This is a genomic window from Desulfofarcimen acetoxidans DSM 771 (genome assembly GCF_000024205.1).
In the GTDB taxonomy this organism is placed as follows: domain Bacteria; phylum Bacillota; class Desulfotomaculia; order Desulfotomaculales; family Desulfofarciminaceae; genus Desulfofarcimen; species Desulfofarcimen acetoxidans.
In genome coordinates this window covers 3,514,351-3,530,572 of record NC_013216.1, presented here as the reverse complement: position 1 = coordinate 3,530,572, position 16,222 = coordinate 3,514,351, and the positions used below count along the sequence as shown (strand labels likewise).

The window sequence follows — 16,222 nt, the reverse complement described above, 5'->3', positions numbered from 1 at the left end:
TGAAAGAAAAAGTGTTAAAAGAAATAGTAGTCAATGTGGGTGAAGAGGAAACCCGGGTGGCCGTGCTGGAAGACAAGGTAACAGTCGAAATTTATATAGAGAGAGCAATTAACCAACGTTTGGAAGGTAATATTTTTAAAGGTAAAGTGGAAAATGTTCTGCCGGGTATGCAGGCCGCTTTTGTAGATATCGGTCTGGATAAAAATGCCTTCCTTTACGTGGAGGATGCGCTTCCATCCCGTAATCCCGAAGAAAACAGAAACAGCCTGGATCTTTGTGCCAATATAGGTGATGTGCTAAAACAAGGCCAGGACTTAGTTGTGCAGATTGTAAAAGAACCTATCGGCACTAAGGGACCCAGGATTACAACGCATATAACCTTGCCGGGCCGCTATTTGGTTTTGATGCCGACAGTTGATTATATCGGTATTTCCCGGCGTATCGCCGATGAGCAGGAGAGGGAGAGGCTCAAAGAGCTGGCTGCGCGGGTAAAGCCCAGGGATATGGGCCTGATCGTGCGCACAGTAGCTGAAGGTGTCAGCGAAGAGGAATTGGCCCAGGATGTGAATGTGTTGGCTAAACTATGGCGCAAAATTATTAACCGTTCCAATCACGGCCCGGTGCCCAATTTGCTGCACAGGGATCTGGAACTGGTTCACCGTATACTAAGAGACATATTTACGGAAGACGTAGACCGGCTGATTATAGACTCCCGCTATGAATATGAAAGAGTATTGGAACTGCTCGATATAATCGACCCCCAGTTAAAAATAAAAGTCAGTGTGGATGAGAGAGAAAACCTCTTTGAAGAGTATGGCATTGAGATGGAATTAGAAAAGGCGGTCAAACGGAAAGTCTGGTTGAAATGCGGGGGATACCTGGTCATAGACCAGGCCGAAGCTCTGACGGCTATAGATGTCAACACGGGCAAATTCGTCGGCAGCACCAACCTGGAGGATACCGTGCTCAGAACTAACCTGGATGCCGCTCTGGAAATTGCCCGCCAGCTTCGCCTGCGCAATATCGGCGGTATTATCATTGTTGATTTTATCGATATGCTGGAGGATGAGCACAGGCAAAAGGTGCTGGAAGTACTGGAGAAAGAAATTAAAAAAGATAAAACTAAGACCAATCTGCTCGGCATTACCCAGTTGGGTTTGGTAGAAATGACCAGGAAAAAAGTGCGCCCCAGTCTCTCCGAAATGCTGCAGAAACCCTGCCCTTACTGTGAAGGGAGAGGAAAAGTACTGTCCGAGGAAACCGTAGGCATTTATTTTAAAAATGAAATCTACCAGCTTTCTCGCCAGACACCAGCCGACACTATACTGGTAGAGGCAAATCCTCTGGTAGCCGCGCGGCTGATTGGCAGCGGCGGTTCCAACCTGCGGGATTTGGAAAATAAGACGGGGAAAAACCTCTACATCAGAGGATCGGCCAACTATCACATTGAATCGGTAAAAATCAGGCCGCTTTACAACAAAGATGATATAGAAGCTAATATAGTACCTGTTAAAACAGGAGAAGTGTTGGAAGTCTGTGTGGAAGAGCCTCATGCCTCCAATATTAATGACGGCATATCCAGGCTAAACGGCTTTATCCTGGACATAGAGGGGGCCGGTTCTCTGGTAGGAGAAACAATCCCGGTGGAAATTATTAGGGTGCACCGTACTTATGCCAAGGCTAAGGTGGCCCGTACTTTTAATTAGCTTGACCGGAATGACAATTTGTTTAGTTTAGCAGTTAAATAGCTTTGGTCACAAAAATTTAGGGAAAATAAAGAATTAGAAGGTTCCTGTTAAAGGGGCCTTTTTATATTCTGAGGAATTGTACTTATGATGGATCTGTGGATAAGTCATTGTATAATCCAACTTTCAACCGGCATTTTTTCCAGCCCTCAAAGTCTTGAAAATAAAGGCTTAAGAGATATCTGAAAGTCTACACTACAAACGGTATTTTTATAGTACGGATTCAATAAAATCAAGACTTTGAAGGCTATTCAAGGTTGAACATGAGTATAATGAAGTACAAATTTATTGAACAAACAATGTTTGTCCCGGAGGAGGTTTGCTTTGATCATTTTAAAGCAAGGAACTTCGTGGATTCTAATCCTCTAACTTAACATCAGCCCCCAGTACACCCACAACAGTGCCTGTACGATCTCGTATAGGTACAGATATGGTTATGCAGGACTTTTTAGTTATAGCTGAAATATATTCCTCTGACATGTAGTTGTTGCCTGTTGCCGCTTGCTGCCACCAATCCCTCACCCTGGCATTGGCCAGGCCCGCAGCCGGTTCGGAAAAGACAAAGGAACCATCCGGGCGATTTGACCAGACTGCCTCAAAAACAGGGTTCTTGCGCAATAAACTCATTAAGGTTGTTTGATGACTGTCCGGATTCATTTCCTGAATAGAAGTGCCGGTTGAAACATCCCGCAGTATTTTTATCAACTGTTCAGCCTTTAATTTTTGCTTCTCCAGTAAAGCGGCATCTTTTTTTATTTTAACTTTGCTGCTGATTTCATGCAGCATGTTGGCCGCTTCCTTGAGCAGGTCGCCAACCTTGGTTATTTCCCCCAGGTTGCATTTTTGCTCATCAGCTGCTGCGCTGACTTGCTGCAGGTAATTATTTACCTCCTCGTTATTTCTATTGGTGACAGAAGATATATTCTCCATCTTGCCTGAAATAATGTTCAACATATCTTCTGCCTGAAGGGTACTCCTAACACCCTCCTCAATACTCTTTTTATTGCTTTCCAATTGACTGTTTACATTGCTCACATGCTCCTGAATCAATTTGAGTATGGACTCAGTTTCTCTAACAGCGGTAAAGGTATTTTCCGACAGCTTTTTTACTTCCTCCGCCACAACAGCAAAACCCCGGCCGTATTCACCTGCGCGGGCAGCCTCTATCGAAGCGTTAAGGGCCAATAACCTGGTTTCGCTGGAAATTTCGGCAATAGTCATCATAATGCTGTCCACATTGCCCACCGCCGTTAATAGAGAAGAAATCAAGCTGGTTACTTGAAGAGACTCCTGACGAACATTCTCTATAGCATGACGAGCATAGAGCATTTCTTCTCTGCAAGCGGCCACTGCCTGAAGGTCTTCCTGTATTTGCTGCCGCATGCCTGCCGACATTTTTGCCAGTGAGCCGGCTACTACTTCTATAGTGGAAAAGTCCCTGGATACTCTCTGTGAATCGTCAATAGTCAGATTAATCTGTTCAACCGCAGCAGCTACTTGCTGAGCCGCCAGTTGTGTATTCCCGGTCATGCTGTGCAGCATTTCAACCGGGGTAACTATAGATTTGAGGATTTTCTCATATTCCCGGGGGTAATTCTTATCCCCGGAATTAAAAGTCTTCCCGGCGACAAGCTGTTCAACCTCTTTGCTTAATGAAGCAAGCGGCAAGCTGCTTCTTCTATGCCAGACGGTAAAAAGGATTAAAAACCATAAAGAGTTAATCAGCAGCGCAACTGCGGCCCAGGTGTCCCAGTGGCAAAAAGCTGCAAAAATTAATGCAGAGAGGCAGACAGGTAACAGAATATTCAGCCAGAATAAACGTTGACTAAACAATTTCAATCAACTCCTTTTAAAAAAAATTAAGCCCTAACTATTATAGTTAGGACTTCGTTGTCGCATTTCCTTTGACATCCTCATTGATGACCGGTAAAATGTATAAATTTTATTAATTATAATTTACTTCATCTGATATTACAAGACAATATTCCAAAAATTTATTTGATATTTTAATCAAACTTGCTTTATAATACTTTTTTACGGCGTTTATCGGCGGCTTTCTTTTTAAAGGCAGCTTTTCCGGCTACTCCCGGTTGGCGCCGGTTCTTTGTTTTTACCGCCGCTGCTCCAGTCTGAGGAGATTTCTTTTCACCCGCAGCCGGTTTTAATTTGCCCGCTCCGGAACCCGCTCTGGCCGGGCTTCTCTTACTGGTTTTTATAAGTTTTTGACCGTCGGCAGTGTATTTTTCTATGGCTGCGCCGGTACCCTGCTCAATTATGCGCAGGTACCTGTGCTCTCCGGGCAGGACAAAGGTAACTGCTGTTCCTGATTCTCCTGCCCGCCCGGTTCGCCCGATACGATGGATATAGCTTTCTAAATAATGTGAAATATCGTAGCTGTAAACATGTGTGACACCCTCAATATCCAGTCCCCGCGCGGCAATGTCAGTGGCAACCAACAGCTGCAGCCGGGCCGAGCTGAAACGCTTCATAACCTGCTGCCGCTTGGCCTGAGATAAATCTCCGTGCAGTTCATCCGCCGCATAGCCTCGCTGAATCAGTGCAGCGGCCAGTTCGCTGGCACGCTGCCGGGTATGACAGAATATAATAGCCAGGTAAGGCTGGTTTTCATCGATCAGGCGGCAGAGTTGAGTCAGCTTTTCTTTCTCTTCCAGTTCAATGACAATCTGTTTGATTTTGTCTAATATAACCTGCCGGCTCTGTATGCGAATATCTGCCGGTTTACGCATATAACGTGCGGCCAGAGCGCGAATCCTGGGCGGCAGGGTGGCCGAAAAGAGCATGGTCTGTTTTTTGACCGGTGATTTGCGGATGATTTCCTCCACATCTTCCAGAAAGCCCATGTGCAGCATCTGATCGGCTTCATCCAGTACAAGTTTGGAAACTCCGGACAAGGAGATGGTCTTGCGACGGATATGATCCAGCAGCCGGCCCGGTGTCCCGATAACCATATGTATGTGGCCCTTTAATTTTTTAATTTGCCGTTCTACATCCTGGCCTCCGTAGACAGACAGAATATTTATACCCAGCTTGTCACCAAGATTTTTGGCTTCACCGGTAATTTGCAGAGCCAGCTCTCTGGTGGGAGTAATAATCAAGGACTGTACCTGTGGTTTATTTACTTCAATTTTTTCTAAAACCGGCAGCAAAAAAGCCAGAGTCTTGCCGGTGCCGGTCTGAGACTGAGCCAATAAATCCTTTCCCGTCATTAAAACAGGTATGGCCTGAACTTGTATGGGAGTTGGCTCTGTAATCCCGTTTTCTCTTAAAAAGTCATTTATTTTACGCCGAATGCCCAGCAGTAAAAAATCCTTGGACACATTAAGACACCTCTTTTTTATCATTATAAACTCCTATTATACCAGTTTGTGCAAATAATTAATAGTGCATTCATTTTTGAAATGCTTATATATTTATTGATTGAAAAAGTCGGCGATTGTTGCTAAGATAATATAAGCATAGACGCAGGGGGGATGTACCGTGAGCATAAAAATTAAAGAACCTTATATGGTTGATGACTTAGTTGTATATTTTACTTCTGACAGTGAAGCTGTGGTAACTGACTATGATTGCCGCTTTGAATTAAAAGCCAGCATAAATCGCTGTGAGTGCTGTACCTACAGGTTTAATGCTTACCGCAACCCTGGTTTCCAATGCAGGCATATTAAAGCTATCAGGAAGTTATTGGGTTAAGAATTCTACCTTTGCGTTTTAAAGCGGGCAAAGGAGGGGCTGTTATGGCTTCAAAGAATGAAATAATTGCTCTCTTGCTGGCACAAAACTATGAGCAACTGGCTAATCTGGTTTCCCAAAAAAGAGGTCTTCTGCAGTATTTGCAAAGGCTTTTATATAACCGGGGAGAATTGATCTGCTGGCGGGCTATTGAAGGAATCGGGTGGGTAGCGGACAGATTAGCCGGGGAAGATCCCGAATTTGTCCGGGATATGCTGCGCCGCCAGATGTGGTCGGCTAATGATGAGTCGGGCGGCATAGGCTGGAGTGCTCCCGAAGTAATGGGAGAAATAATCTACCACCGGCCGCAGATGTTTCAAGAATTTGCTTCCATAGTGATTTCCTTTCTGGATGAGACCATGCTGCGCCGGGGAGTGGTCTGGGCTGCGGGAAGAATGGCCCAGGCTCTGCCGGAGCTGGTGAAGGAAGCAGTACCCGAATTGTCTTCTCTTTTGGAGGACCCTGATCCGGTAATTCGGGGCTATACAGTTCGCTTTCTCTCAATCATGGGAGAGCAAATAGACCCGGTAAAGCTGCAAATGCTGGCGGCAGATGAAGGCGTGCTGCATGTTTATGAAAACGGTGTTTTAACTGAGACGACTGTGGGCAGTTTGGCTGGAGCAATGAAAATGCTTCAATAATGGTTTTCACTATATCAGTTAGTTTAAATGAAGAGATTATGCGCGGGGATGTTGCTTCTCTGCCGGATCACTTTGAATTTTTCATGCTGAAACCACCCGAATGCAAGTTTAGGTGGTTTTTGTATTTTACGAAAATTGCGTATTTCGACATTCCAAACTGCTTTTGTGATATAATTAACAAAGCATGGATATGGTTTCACGAGTCGGCCGGTTTGTGTTGAGATTAGGGAGGATTTCTGGTGCTTGAAAGAAGAATAAAAACACAAAAGATTAAATCAGGTCAAAAAAAGCTGTTGAAAGCCTGGGAGAACTTTGTACTGAATAATAAGAGTAAAGGCATGCATGATATACCGGTGTTGGCAGACTGGGAAGAATGCAGAAAACTCAAGGCTAATCCTTTGGAATTTGATTATAAACACATACTTTCCAAACAGGAGCTGGATGACAGAATTATACGCAGGGCGGAATTTATAGAAGTCAGCCGTCCGCATCTGGATATTATAGAGCAAACGCTGAGAACTCAGACATCAACCTATGCTATCGTACTGGCGGATGAAGACGGTTACTGTATTGATTTGCGCTGTGAAAACAGGTGTGCGGGCAGCGGTGAGGAAATGTATACCAGATTGGGTGCCCGCTGTACGGAGAGCGATGTCGGCAACAGCGGGATAGGCACGGCGTTGCGCACCAGGAGACCTGTGGTGGTGGAAGGCAGGGAGCACTATAACAGGCAGTATCATATATGGACTGATGTGGGAGCGCCTATAAGCGATCCCTGTCAGCAGCTTACCGGAGTTCTGAGTATAGCCGTTATAAATGAATATGCCAGTCCGTACACTCTGAGCATGGCGGTGGCGACTGCCAAGGCCATTGAAGCCGAGCTTGTGGGTAGAGCATACCGGGAAAAAATTAGGGAGAAAAATAACGCCCTTTCTATATTGGAACAAAAATATAAATTTGTTCTCAACTCACTGAGGCGCGGAGCATTGGTAGCCAATATTGATTCCATAGTCAACTACTGCAACAATTCCGCCGCCGAAATTATGCGTACTAAACCGGAGAACGTAGTGGGCAAGCATTTAAAAGAAATATTTCAGCTGCCGGAACACAACCGGGTGATCAGCAATACTTTGCTTAAAGGTACGGGAGTAAAAAATTACCGTGTTACTACGGGATGCCTGGGTAATGATATAGAAATTGTTATAGATACGGATCTGGTTTTCGATGACGAAAAAAATATAATCGGAGTTGTGGCCATTTTTGATTCATTGACTGATTTGAAGGCGGGGCGGATTAATGATGACTCGGATAAAGTTAAAGGCTTGGAAGTGGAAACCAAAGAGGGACTAAAGCTTTTGGTTAAATGGAATAATCTTCGTCATGAATTGAAAATGGAGAAAAAAGTCTTTGCCAGAGAAGTTCTGCAAATACATCCTAACCAGTATTATGCCTATGAAAACGGTTCAAAAATCCCAACATTGCCAAACATTCTGAAGCTGGCCGGTCTGACGCAAAAGAGTGTGGAGGATATTTACAGCCTCTTGTGAGTATGAAACAAATCATGTAGTTTGTAATCGCTAATATAATTCGACTCATGGATAAAAGTACAGTAGTATTACTGTACTTTTTTTGTTTATTTTTAATTTCCAGGCAGGAAATCAGTAAAATTTGTGGAAATTAATTATTTATCGTTGATAAATGGCAGGATGAGCAGCAATTACTTAACTTAATGACAAACTACATGGTTTGTAAAAAAGAGTAATGCTTGCCTGTCTCACATTATAGTTATCGGAGGTATAAATATGGCCAGAGAAGTTGTTATTGTCGCAGCTAAAAGAACTCCAATCGGTGATTTTTTGGGATCTTTAAAAGACGTGCCCGCTGTTGATTTAGGTATGACAGCCGCTAAGGCTGCCCTGGAGCAAGCAGGAGTTTTGCCGGAGCTGGTAGAGGATGTGACAGCCGGCATGGTTTACAAGCAGGGGGTTAAGGGCAACCCGGCCCGGCAAATCCAACTTGGCTTGCAGATTCCTGTTGAGACTTGTGCCTGTACAGTGGAACAGCTTTGCGCGTCCGGCATGAGAGCTTTTGAAATTGCTGCTCAACAAATAATGCTGGGCAAATCTGAGATAAGTTTAACGGTTGGCCTGGAAAGCATGAGCAGGGTTCCCTATTTAATGTTGAGTGCCCGTGAAGGCATGCGTATGGGAGATTCCAAAATCTATGATGCGCTGACCCATGATGCATTGTTTGATGCTTTTCATAATTACCATATGGGGGTTACCGCTGAAAATATAGCTGAAAAATACTCTATTTCACGTGAAGAGCAGGATCAACTGGCTGTAACCAGTCATGAACGGGCCTGTCAGGCCATTGCCGCAGGTAAATTCAAGGAAGAAATAGTGCCTGTAGAGGTTAAGGGTAAAAAGGCTGTTACAGTGGTTGAGCATGATGAACATCCCCGGCAGGGCCTGAACATGGAAAATCTGGCTAAATTAAAGCCTGTGTTCACAAAGGACGGTACTGTCACAGCCGGCAATGCTTCCGGCATAAATGACGGTGCTTCCGCTATGGTGCTGATGTCGGCGGAGAGAGCCCGGGAGTTGGGAATAAAACCGTTGGCCAGGCTCCTGGCTACTGCAAATGTAGGCGTGCTTCCGGAAATAATGGGCATGGGACCTGCCCATGCCATACCTAAGGTATTGAAATATGCCGGTTTGACATTGGATCAAATAGATTATTTTGAAATTAATGAGGCTTTTGCCGCGCAGTTTCTGGGGGTAAACCGCGAACTGCAACTGCCTATGGATAAAGTCAATGCTAACGGTTCGGGTATTGCTATCGGGCACCCTGTAGGCTGTACCGGCAGCAGGATTTTAGTGGCATTGATATATGAGATGAGCAGGAGACAGGCCAGGTACGGTTGTGCATCCCTGTGCGTGGGTGGCGGTCCGGCTATGGCCGCTGTCATTGAAAGGCTTTAACAGAAAGCGGATAAATATTTTTTGACCGGTGGAAAGATGGCCGGTCCTTTATTTTACTCCGGGAAATTAGGCTTATAATGGATCTTTGGCTGTAAGAAAGCCGCTTAAGTCAACTTTCTTATCCGGTTAATTGTATTCGGTCAGTTTTTGCCGGTTGCTTTTTCTAACAATATAAGTGCGTTTTTTACGTGTTCTTCTTCTGATTCTACTCATCTTCGCCATTACATACCTGGCACATAAGCTTCCCAGCACGGCGCTTCCCAAAACATCCAGGGGGTAACATAAGCCGGCATAAACCCTTGAATAGCCAATCAGAGCAGCCAGCAGAAAAACAAAGATTTTATAAATTTTTTTTTCACAGTTAGACAGCAAAACAGTTACGGCAGCAAAGGCCAAGGCTGTTTGCTGGGAAGGGAAGGAATATCCTGCAGGTTTGTCTGCCAGCAGGTTTGCCAGGGGTAAAACATCGCTGATGGCATTAAATGGCCTGGGTCTGTGGACAAGATAATTTAACCCCTGGGAGAAAGCAAAGGCCAGAAGCATGGATATACTGCCCAGAAAAAAAATTTTGCGTCCTTTTAAGCTGTGAAAAGCCGCCAAGTACAGCATTAATAGCAGCCAGATTAACCCGCCCTGAGCCAGGCAGTTGATCCATGGCAGCAGGTGATCCAGTATGCTTATTCTTTCAAAATAAACAACATGCTCCAAAAGCAGGCTGTCCAATTCCAGCAGTTTATTTAAGGAAGAAATCATTCAACCAACCTCTGTTTATACTTATAATGAGAAGTAAATAATAAGTCAATTGTACCACGAAAAACGTAAAATAGTACCTGCAAGAATTAAAACAATGTTTTAGAATACACTGATATTTTAAAATAATCTTCAGCTGCACACTGTTGTTCTCTCAGGGTAAGTTGTTTAGTAATGCTTTACAGTTGCCATAATCAGGCCGCTGTGCTATGATATCAAATGCATGGGTACTAGCCGTGAAATTAGAAAATTAGTTGGTAGAGCATTTTCAGTTTGCAGTCATTATTATCTAATAAGGAGGCTTCCCAATGAAATTGCAGTTATCAAAAGCGCAAATGTGGATTGCGGCAGCAATACTGGTTATCTTGCTTGCTGCAGGTGGCTATAAAGTTATGCATAAGACGGGTGAATCGGGTATTGCTCCAAATTCCGGCGGTACCGGTACAAACGCAGCCGATTCCGTTCCCGGCGCCAATCAGGCTGCGGATAGCAAATACCCCGGTATTACAACCGTTACCTCAAAACAGGAATTTATCAGCAAGCATGAGAACTGGATTAACCGGTTGGATGAAATCGCTCAAAAAGTGAATGTTGCCTATGGCGGCTGGAGCAGCGGTAAAATAAAAACTGATGAATTCCTGAATACCTGTGGGACTTTGCGCCAGGAAATTAAGATCTTGAATAAGGAGACTGACCTGTATACAGAATATAATTTAAACCGGGCAGACCAGCAGAGTGTTAATTATACCGCGGTTATTAAGGGTTATGCTCATGCCAGTAAAGACGTCAATGACTTTTTGGAATATGCGTTCAGATCTTCTGATGAAAAAATTAAAGACCGGTATGCCAATTTAATGGAAACCAAATACAAAAATGATTTAGCACAGTTGAAAAAAGATATGAAAAGCTAATGAAATAAATTCCTTAAGGATAATTTCCTATATTGAGAAATAAAACCCTGTCCTTGATTTTTCTCAAAGACAGGGTTATTTTACTTTTTATGGGAGTTTTATAATTATACTGCCATAAGATATGCCTCATTATTTCTTGTTTTAAGCTTAAGACAAGGTTGCGGGAGATTTCGAAATATCAGAAAGCGCTTCGCCCGCTTCATCCTGATAAATACTCTGTGCGGCTATGTCTCCAATGGCCACTATACCGGTCACCTGGTTATTCTCTACAACAGGCAAACGGCGAATTTGTTTATCTGCCATTAACTTGGAAGCTTCATTCACGTCCATTTGCGGTGCAGCCGTTATAACTTCCTTGGTCATGACTGCTCCTACCTTGGTAGTTGCGGCATTGGCACCTTTGGCGGCTGCTCTGAGAGTAATATCTCTGTCAGTTAACATTCCCACACACTGGCCGTTTTCTACCACGGGTAAAGAACCGATGTTGTGCTGGCTCATAAGCTGCGCCGCTTCCGCAACGGTCTGCTGAGGCGTAATGGTTGCAACATTTTTGCTCATAATTTCCTGAAGTGATTGTGCCATAATCAATCCTCCTTCATTAAATTTGCTGGAATCTGTTTCATAGTTAGAATTCCCGTTAAAGAGGGAACTTTATTCATCAAACTTAACTTGACAATAATTTAATATATGTATAAAATAATGAGATGTAGGTTAGCAGTAACCTAGCTACCGCTCGGATCGGGTTTTAAAAGGGATATCCCTACCTTATTGCCGGCGAGTCCTAAAAAATGGGGGTAGAAAATTTGTACGCTATTATTGAAACAGGCGGCAAACAGTTTAAGGTGCAGGAAGGCGATACCCTGTACATTGAAAAACTTACTGCTGAAGACGGCGAGAAAGTGGAAATTGAAAAAGTACTGGCTGTGGAGAAGGACGGGCAGCTTACCGTTGGTTCCCCTTTTGTAGCCGGTGCAAAGGTAGTTCTCAACGTAGTTCGCCAGGGCAAAGGCAAAAAAATCATAGTTTTTAAGTATAAGTCCAAGAAAAATTACCGCCGTAAGAAAGGTCACCGTCAGCCCTTTACCCAGGTTACAGTAGAGAAAATACTGGCCTAGCAAGTTCATAGGTTCGTAAATATAACTGATTTTCCTTATAGTTTAATTTCGATGGGGAGGTGAGTCTTTTGGCTCATAAGAAAGGTGTAGGCAGTTCACGTAACGGCCGGGATTCCAAGCCTAAAATGCTGGGCGTAAAGTGTGGTGACGGTCAATTAGTGACTGCCGGAAGTATTATTGTTCGTCAAAGAGGAACTAAGATTCATCCTGGGCGCAATGTCGGCAGAGGTGGCGATGACACTCTGTTTGCCACTGCTGACGGTTTTGTAGCCTTTGAGCGTAAAGGTCGCGACAAAAAGCAGGTTTCTATTATTATACCGGAAGCCGCTGTTTAAATTCTTAGCCAACCTCCTTAAGAGAGGTTGGTTTTTTTACTACAGACCTATTCCAACTTTGAAAGGCGGTTATTTTTTGTGCAGATAAAAGATTTGCTTAAAGTAATCCAGGCTCAGCGGCATGATTTTCTTAATCACCTGCAAGTTATTTCAGGATTGGTGCAGCTGGGCAAAATCGACCGTGTAAACGAGTATATAGGTGAAGTATGCATGAATATGGGGTTAATGAGTTTAGTTAACCGGATTAAGATTCCGGAAATTTCCGCGGCGTTAATGATCGGGCATAATCTGGCTTTTGAGCAGCAGGTTCAGGTTGAATACAGATTGGAGGACGAGCTTGGCGATACAGTTTTGCCGGCCGAAATGTTGGCCGATATGCTGATACATATGCAAAAAATAATTTTTGACCTGGCAGCTGCCGCTGCTGAAGTGTCTACTGTCACTTTGATTATGGAGAGGCTCAAAAACAATTATATCTGCCGCCTTCAGCTTAAAATTCCGGACGAAATCCCGGCGGCCACTGAACAAATATTTGAGGAATTGCAGCAAATTGCAAAAGTTAACATGGGTTTAGATAACGGCAGACTGGAAATAACTAATCTTAATGATACATTGGAGCTGGCTTTAATTTTTAGAAAAGTTGATATAAATAAAATGAATGGGTGAAGCTGATGTTTTATGATCGGGCTAAGATTTATGTAAAGGGCGGGGACGGCGGCAGCGGTTGTGTGGCTTTCCGCCGTGAGAAGTATGTGCCGGAAGGCGGTCCCTCCGGCGGGGACGGCGGGCGTGGCGGCAGTATCATTTTTGTGGGGGACAGCGGCCTCAATACTCTGGTGGATTTTCGCTACCATAGCCACTATAAAGGCAACAGGGGTGAACACGGCCAGGGTAAAGACATGACCGGTCGATCCGGCGAGGATCGCACTCTACGTGTGCCTGTCGGTACGGTAATATATAACGCCGACACTATGGAGCTTGTGGCTGATGTTGTGGAACATGGCCAGAAAGTTGTGGTGGCCAGAGGCGGTCGTGGCGGACGAGGCAACGCCCGTTTTGCTACGCCCAATAACAAGGTCCCCACTGCTTATGAAAAGGGTGAGCCGGGCCAGGAGCGTTGGCTCAGGCTGGAATTGAAATTGCTGGCCGATGTCGGCCTGGCGGGTTTTCCCAATGCCGGAAAATCTACTGTCATATCGAGAGTTTCCGCAGCCAAGCCTAAAATTGCCGATTACCCTTTCACCACCCTGGTGCCCAATTTAGGGGTCGTACGGGTTAGAGAGGGAGAAAGTTTTGTCATGGCCGATATTCCCGGACTAATTGAGGGAGCCCATACAGGTTTAGGACTGGGACATGAATTTCTGCGACATCTTGAGCGCACTAGACTGATTATCCATGTTCTGGATATGTCGGGCTCCGAGGGCAGAGATCCCTTGGAGGACTTTAGGATTATTAACAGAGAATTGAGATTGTATAATGAAAAGCTTGCCCGTCGTCCCCAGCTGGTGGCAGCCAATAAAATGGATCTGCCTGATGCTGCAAAAAACCTCGATGCCTTTAAAGACGCCTTCAGCGGTAGTTATGAAATATTTCCTATTTCCGCAGTAACCGGAGAGGGCCTGGATCGATTAGTTTATCGGGTGGCGGAAATGCTCCCGGCCATTCCCAGAGAAGTGCTGCACCAAGCGGAAGAGGAAAAAACCTTCCGTTTTGAAAACAGGGACCGTTTTGAAATCATCCGGGAAGACGGCATGTTTGTGGTGACAGGCCAGGAAATTGAGCGGCATGTGGCTATGACTGACATGGAAAATGAAGACGCAGTGACCAGGCTGCAGCAGATTATGAGCCTGATGGGATTGGATAAGGCTCTGCGGCAGGCAGGGGCTAAAGAGGGAGATGAAGTTAAAATCGGAAATCTAGTCTTCGATTTTTCAGATTAAGCATTATAAATGCTGAGTACAAATTAGCTGTGAAATATGCTATACTGTTTTTCAGCAGGCTAAAAATGCGGGTGAGACAATGAAATTGAAGAACAGGGATTTTTCCCGTGTTAAGCGGTTAGTGGTCAAGGTTGGTTCCAGTTCACTGGCCCATGCTACCGGGAAATTAAATTTATATCAATTTGAGCAATTGGCTGTCCAGTTGGCTGATTTACATAATCAAGGCAAGGAAATTCTGCTGGTGACCTCCGGGGCAGTGGGGGCCGGCCTGGGCAAGCTGGGCTTGCGCCGGAGACCCAAGACCATGCCGGAGAAGCAAGCTGCTGCGGCGGTTGGCCAGGGCGTGCTGATGCAGATGTATGAGAAATTTTTTGCCGAATACGGGGTTACGGTAGGTCAGGTTTTGTTAAGCCGTGAAGATTTTTCTGATCGCCGTAGATTTCTCAATGCGCGTAATACCATGTATGCTTTGCTCGGTATGGGAGTTATCCCGATTATTAATGAAAATGATACCGTTTCCATAGAGGAAATAAGGCTGGGTGACAATGACACCCTGTCGGCTCTGGTTACCGGTCTGGTGGATGCGGAGCTGTTGGTGCTGCTTTCCGATATTGACGGTGTTTATACAGCGGATCCCAGAAAAGACCCTGCCGCCGTTATTATCAGTGAAATCGACGAAATCAATGAGCAGGTGGAGAGCCTGGCCGGCGGGGCCGGTTCGGGTTTGGGTACCGGAGGCATGACTACCAAGCTGCAGGCAGCCAAAATCGCTATGCGCTCCGGCGCGGCCATGGTCATAGCCAGGGCGGCCGAAAAGAATATAATTCGGCGCGTCGTGACCGGCGAACCTCTGGGTACCGTATTCTGTCCGGGCAACAAGCTGGACAATAAGAAACATTGGATTATGTACAGTTCAGCCGTGCAGGGTAAAATATCAATTGACGAGGGAGCGTCCCGCGCTCTGGTAAAAAACGGTAAAAGCCTTTTGCCTTCCGGTGTGGTCAAAGTGGAAGGTGTTTTCGAGATGGGCAATACGGTATGCATCAGCGGGCCTGACGGCAGGCAGATTGCCCGTGGCATTACCAATTATGCGGCTGAAGAATTAAAAAAAATAATGGGCAAAAAAACCTCAGAAATCGCCGTTGTGCTTGGCAGTAAGGACTATGATGAGGTAATACATAGGAATAACCTGGTGCTGGATTGTTAGAGAGCTGTTATTATATGCGGAGTCCGGTTTTGGTGCAGCATATGGAAAACCTGTATTGAATTATAAGTATGTGCAGGGCGATGATGCGGGAATTGCAAGTCAGAGACATTTTTTATACTGAAAGGAACGGTTGAAACAAATTGAAAGCACTGGGTATTATGGGTGGCACCTTTGACCCTATTCACTACGGACACCTGGTCGCAGCCGAAGGAGTGCGACACGAGTTCAAACTGGACAAGGTCATATTTGTCCCTTCCGGCAGGCCGCCGCACAAAGCTGACAACAGAATAACCGGTCCTACTCATCGCCTGGCCATGACCGAACTGGCTACCGCTTCAAACCCTTATTTTGAAGTATCCTCGCTGGAGGTAAACAGACCCGGTCTTTCTTACACTATCGATACGGTTTTAGACTTCCGTTCCATGTACGAACCGTCAGAGCTATATTTCATAACCGGCGGCGATGCTTTGCTGGAAATATTAACCTGGAAAGATGTGGACATGCTTTTTTCCCTGTGCAAATTTATCGGAGTTACACGTCCCGGTTATAGTTTTGATAATTTAGGTGAAAAAATACCGGGCCTTTCGGCAGACTACATAAACAAAATTCATATTATGGAGGTTCCGGCCCTGGCCATATCTTCTACCGATATACGCGGGCGGATCAGGAGCGGGCGCCCCATCAAGTATCTTTTGCCGGAAACAGTGGAGCATTACATCAGCAGCTGCCGTTTATACAGATAAGCTCTTCTGTTTTGCAAGCCGGTTTGGCGGCATGTTTTTTTGTTTCAAACTGCTTTTTATATAAATGGCCTCTGCCGGTAAATTGCTTTTGCAAATAAGTT

Annotated in this window: 16 protein-coding genes; 12 read left to right on the top strand and 4 right to left on the bottom strand. The window is 45.0% G+C overall.

Annotated features, from left to right (window positions below; translation table 11 throughout):
* The first annotated feature begins 11 nt into the window (after positions 1 to 11).
* Positions 12 to 1,706 (top strand): Rne/Rng family ribonuclease, encoded by a 1,695-nt coding sequence (locus DTOX_RS16120; RefSeq protein ID WP_015758747.1) that lies wholly within the window; start codon positions 12 to 14, stop codon positions 1,704 to 1,706.
* Positions 1,707 to 2,102: 396 nt separating this feature from the next.
* Here DTOX_RS16120 and DTOX_RS16115 read toward each other — a convergent pair whose 3' ends face one another.
* Complete coding sequence (locus tag DTOX_RS16115; RefSeq protein ID WP_015758746.1) at positions 2,103 to 3,578, bottom strand: methyl-accepting chemotaxis protein; 1,476 nt, start codon at positions 3,576 to 3,578, stop codon at positions 2,103 to 2,105.
* Between the two features lie 188 nt (positions 3,579 to 3,766).
* The gene (locus DTOX_RS16110) at positions 3,767 to 5,107 is read right to left on the bottom strand and encodes a DEAD/DEAH box helicase (RefSeq protein ID WP_015758745.1); all 1,341 of its coding nucleotides are present in this window, start codon (positions 5,105 to 5,107) and stop codon (positions 3,767 to 3,769) included.
* 136 nt (positions 5,108 to 5,243) lie between these two features.
* Here DTOX_RS16110 and DTOX_RS16105 point away from each other — a divergent pair, with 136 nt between their 5' ends.
* From DTOX_RS16105 to DTOX_RS16090, 4 genes are all read left to right on the top strand, one after another.
* Entirely contained in the window at positions 5,244 to 5,456 is a 213-nt protein-coding gene (locus DTOX_RS16105) for a hypothetical protein (RefSeq protein WP_015758744.1), read from the top strand.
* A 44-nt stretch (positions 5,457 to 5,500) separates the two neighbouring features.
* Positions 5,501 to 6,136 carry a DVU0298 family protein gene (locus tag DTOX_RS16100; RefSeq protein WP_015758743.1) on the top strand — a complete coding sequence of 212 codons (636 nt, stop codon included), beginning with the start codon at positions 5,501 to 5,503 and terminating at the stop codon, positions 6,134 to 6,136.
* A gap of 239 nt (positions 6,137 to 6,375) precedes the next feature.
* The gene (locus DTOX_RS16095) at positions 6,376 to 7,683 is read left to right on the top strand and encodes a PAS domain-containing protein (RefSeq protein ID WP_015758741.1); all 1,308 of its coding nucleotides are present in this window, start codon (positions 6,376 to 6,378) and stop codon (positions 7,681 to 7,683) included.
* Between the two features lie 255 nt (positions 7,684 to 7,938).
* Positions 7,939 to 9,120: a thiolase family protein gene (locus tag DTOX_RS16090; RefSeq protein ID WP_015758740.1), complete on the top strand. Its 1,182-nt coding sequence runs from the start codon at positions 7,939 to 7,941 to the stop codon at positions 9,118 to 9,120.
* A 126-nt stretch (positions 9,121 to 9,246) separates the two neighbouring features.
* On the opposite strand, the gene DTOX_RS21660 is transcribed toward DTOX_RS16090, so the two are convergent.
* Complete coding sequence (locus tag DTOX_RS21660; RefSeq protein ID WP_015758739.1) at positions 9,247 to 9,873, bottom strand: phosphatase PAP2 family protein; 627 nt, start codon at positions 9,871 to 9,873, stop codon at positions 9,247 to 9,249.
* Between the two features lie 305 nt (positions 9,874 to 10,178).
* Between DTOX_RS21660 and DTOX_RS16080 the strand changes: the two genes are divergently transcribed.
* On the top strand, positions 10,179 to 10,781 hold the full coding sequence (locus DTOX_RS16080) for a hypothetical protein (protein ID WP_015758738.1): 603 nt from the start codon (positions 10,179 to 10,181) through the stop codon (positions 10,779 to 10,781).
* Between the two features lie 147 nt (positions 10,782 to 10,928).
* Here DTOX_RS16080 and DTOX_RS16075 read toward each other — a convergent pair whose 3' ends face one another.
* Positions 10,929 to 11,363 carry a CBS domain-containing protein gene (locus DTOX_RS16075; RefSeq protein WP_015758737.1) on the bottom strand — a complete coding sequence of 145 codons (435 nt, stop codon included), beginning with the start codon at positions 11,361 to 11,363 and terminating at the stop codon, positions 10,929 to 10,931.
* A 221-nt stretch (positions 11,364 to 11,584) separates the two neighbouring features.
* On the opposite strand from DTOX_RS16075, the gene rplU reads away from it, so the two are divergent.
* The 6 genes from rplU to nadD all read left to right on the top strand — a co-directional run bounded on the left by rplU (position 11,585) and on the right by nadD (position 16,121).
* Positions 11,585 to 11,896: a 50S ribosomal protein L21 gene (gene rplU / locus DTOX_RS16070; protein ID WP_015758736.1), complete on the top strand. Its 312-nt coding sequence runs from the start codon at positions 11,585 to 11,587 to the stop codon at positions 11,894 to 11,896.
* Between the two features lie 68 nt (positions 11,897 to 11,964).
* Entirely contained in the window at positions 11,965 to 12,231 is a 267-nt protein-coding gene (gene rpmA / locus DTOX_RS16065; protein WP_015758735.1) for a 50S ribosomal protein L27, read from the top strand.
* A gap of 78 nt (positions 12,232 to 12,309) precedes the next feature.
* Positions 12,310 to 12,897: a Spo0B domain-containing protein gene (locus DTOX_RS21655; protein WP_015758734.1), complete on the top strand. Its 588-nt coding sequence runs from the start codon at positions 12,310 to 12,312 to the stop codon at positions 12,895 to 12,897.
* Positions 12,898 to 12,902: 5 nt separating this feature from the next.
* Positions 12,903 to 14,171 (top strand): GTPase ObgE, encoded by a 1,269-nt coding sequence (obgE, locus tag DTOX_RS16055; protein WP_042316005.1) that lies wholly within the window; start codon positions 12,903 to 12,905, stop codon positions 14,169 to 14,171.
* 79 nt (positions 14,172 to 14,250) lie between these two features.
* Complete coding sequence (gene proB, locus DTOX_RS16050) at positions 14,251 to 15,378, top strand: glutamate 5-kinase (RefSeq protein WP_042316002.1); 1,128 nt, start codon at positions 14,251 to 14,253, stop codon at positions 15,376 to 15,378.
* Positions 15,379 to 15,518: 140 nt separating this feature from the next.
* Positions 15,519 to 16,121 (top strand): nicotinate-nucleotide adenylyltransferase, encoded by a 603-nt coding sequence (gene nadD, locus DTOX_RS16045; RefSeq protein WP_015758731.1) that lies wholly within the window; start codon positions 15,519 to 15,521, stop codon positions 16,119 to 16,121.
* Positions 16,122 to 16,222: the final 101 nt, after the last annotated feature.

Coding starts and splice junctions, on each gene's coding strand:
- DTOX_RS16080 (WP_015758738.1), top strand. CDS start 10,179: ATGAAATTGCAGTTATCAAAAGCGCAAATGTGGATTGCGGCAGCAATA.
- DTOX_RS16110 (WP_015758745.1), bottom strand. CDS start 5,107: ATGATAAAAAAGAGGTGTCTTAATGTGTCCAAGGATTTTTTACTGCTG.
- obgE (WP_042316005.1), top strand. CDS start 12,903: ATGTTTTATGATCGGGCTAAGATTTATGTAAAGGGCGGGGACGGCGGC.
- proB (WP_042316002.1), top strand. CDS start 14,251: ATGAAATTGAAGAACAGGGATTTTTCCCGTGTTAAGCGGTTAGTGGTC.
- DTOX_RS16100 (WP_015758743.1), top strand. CDS start 5,501: ATGGCTTCAAAGAATGAAATAATTGCTCTCTTGCTGGCACAAAACTAT.
- DTOX_RS16075 (WP_015758737.1), bottom strand. CDS start 11,363: ATGGCACAATCACTTCAGGAAATTATGAGCAAAAATGTTGCAACCATT.
- DTOX_RS21660 (WP_015758739.1), bottom strand. CDS start 9,873: ATGATTTCTTCCTTAAATAAACTGCTGGAATTGGACAGCCTGCTTTTG.
- DTOX_RS16090 (WP_015758740.1), top strand. CDS start 7,939: ATGGCCAGAGAAGTTGTTATTGTCGCAGCTAAAAGAACTCCAATCGGT.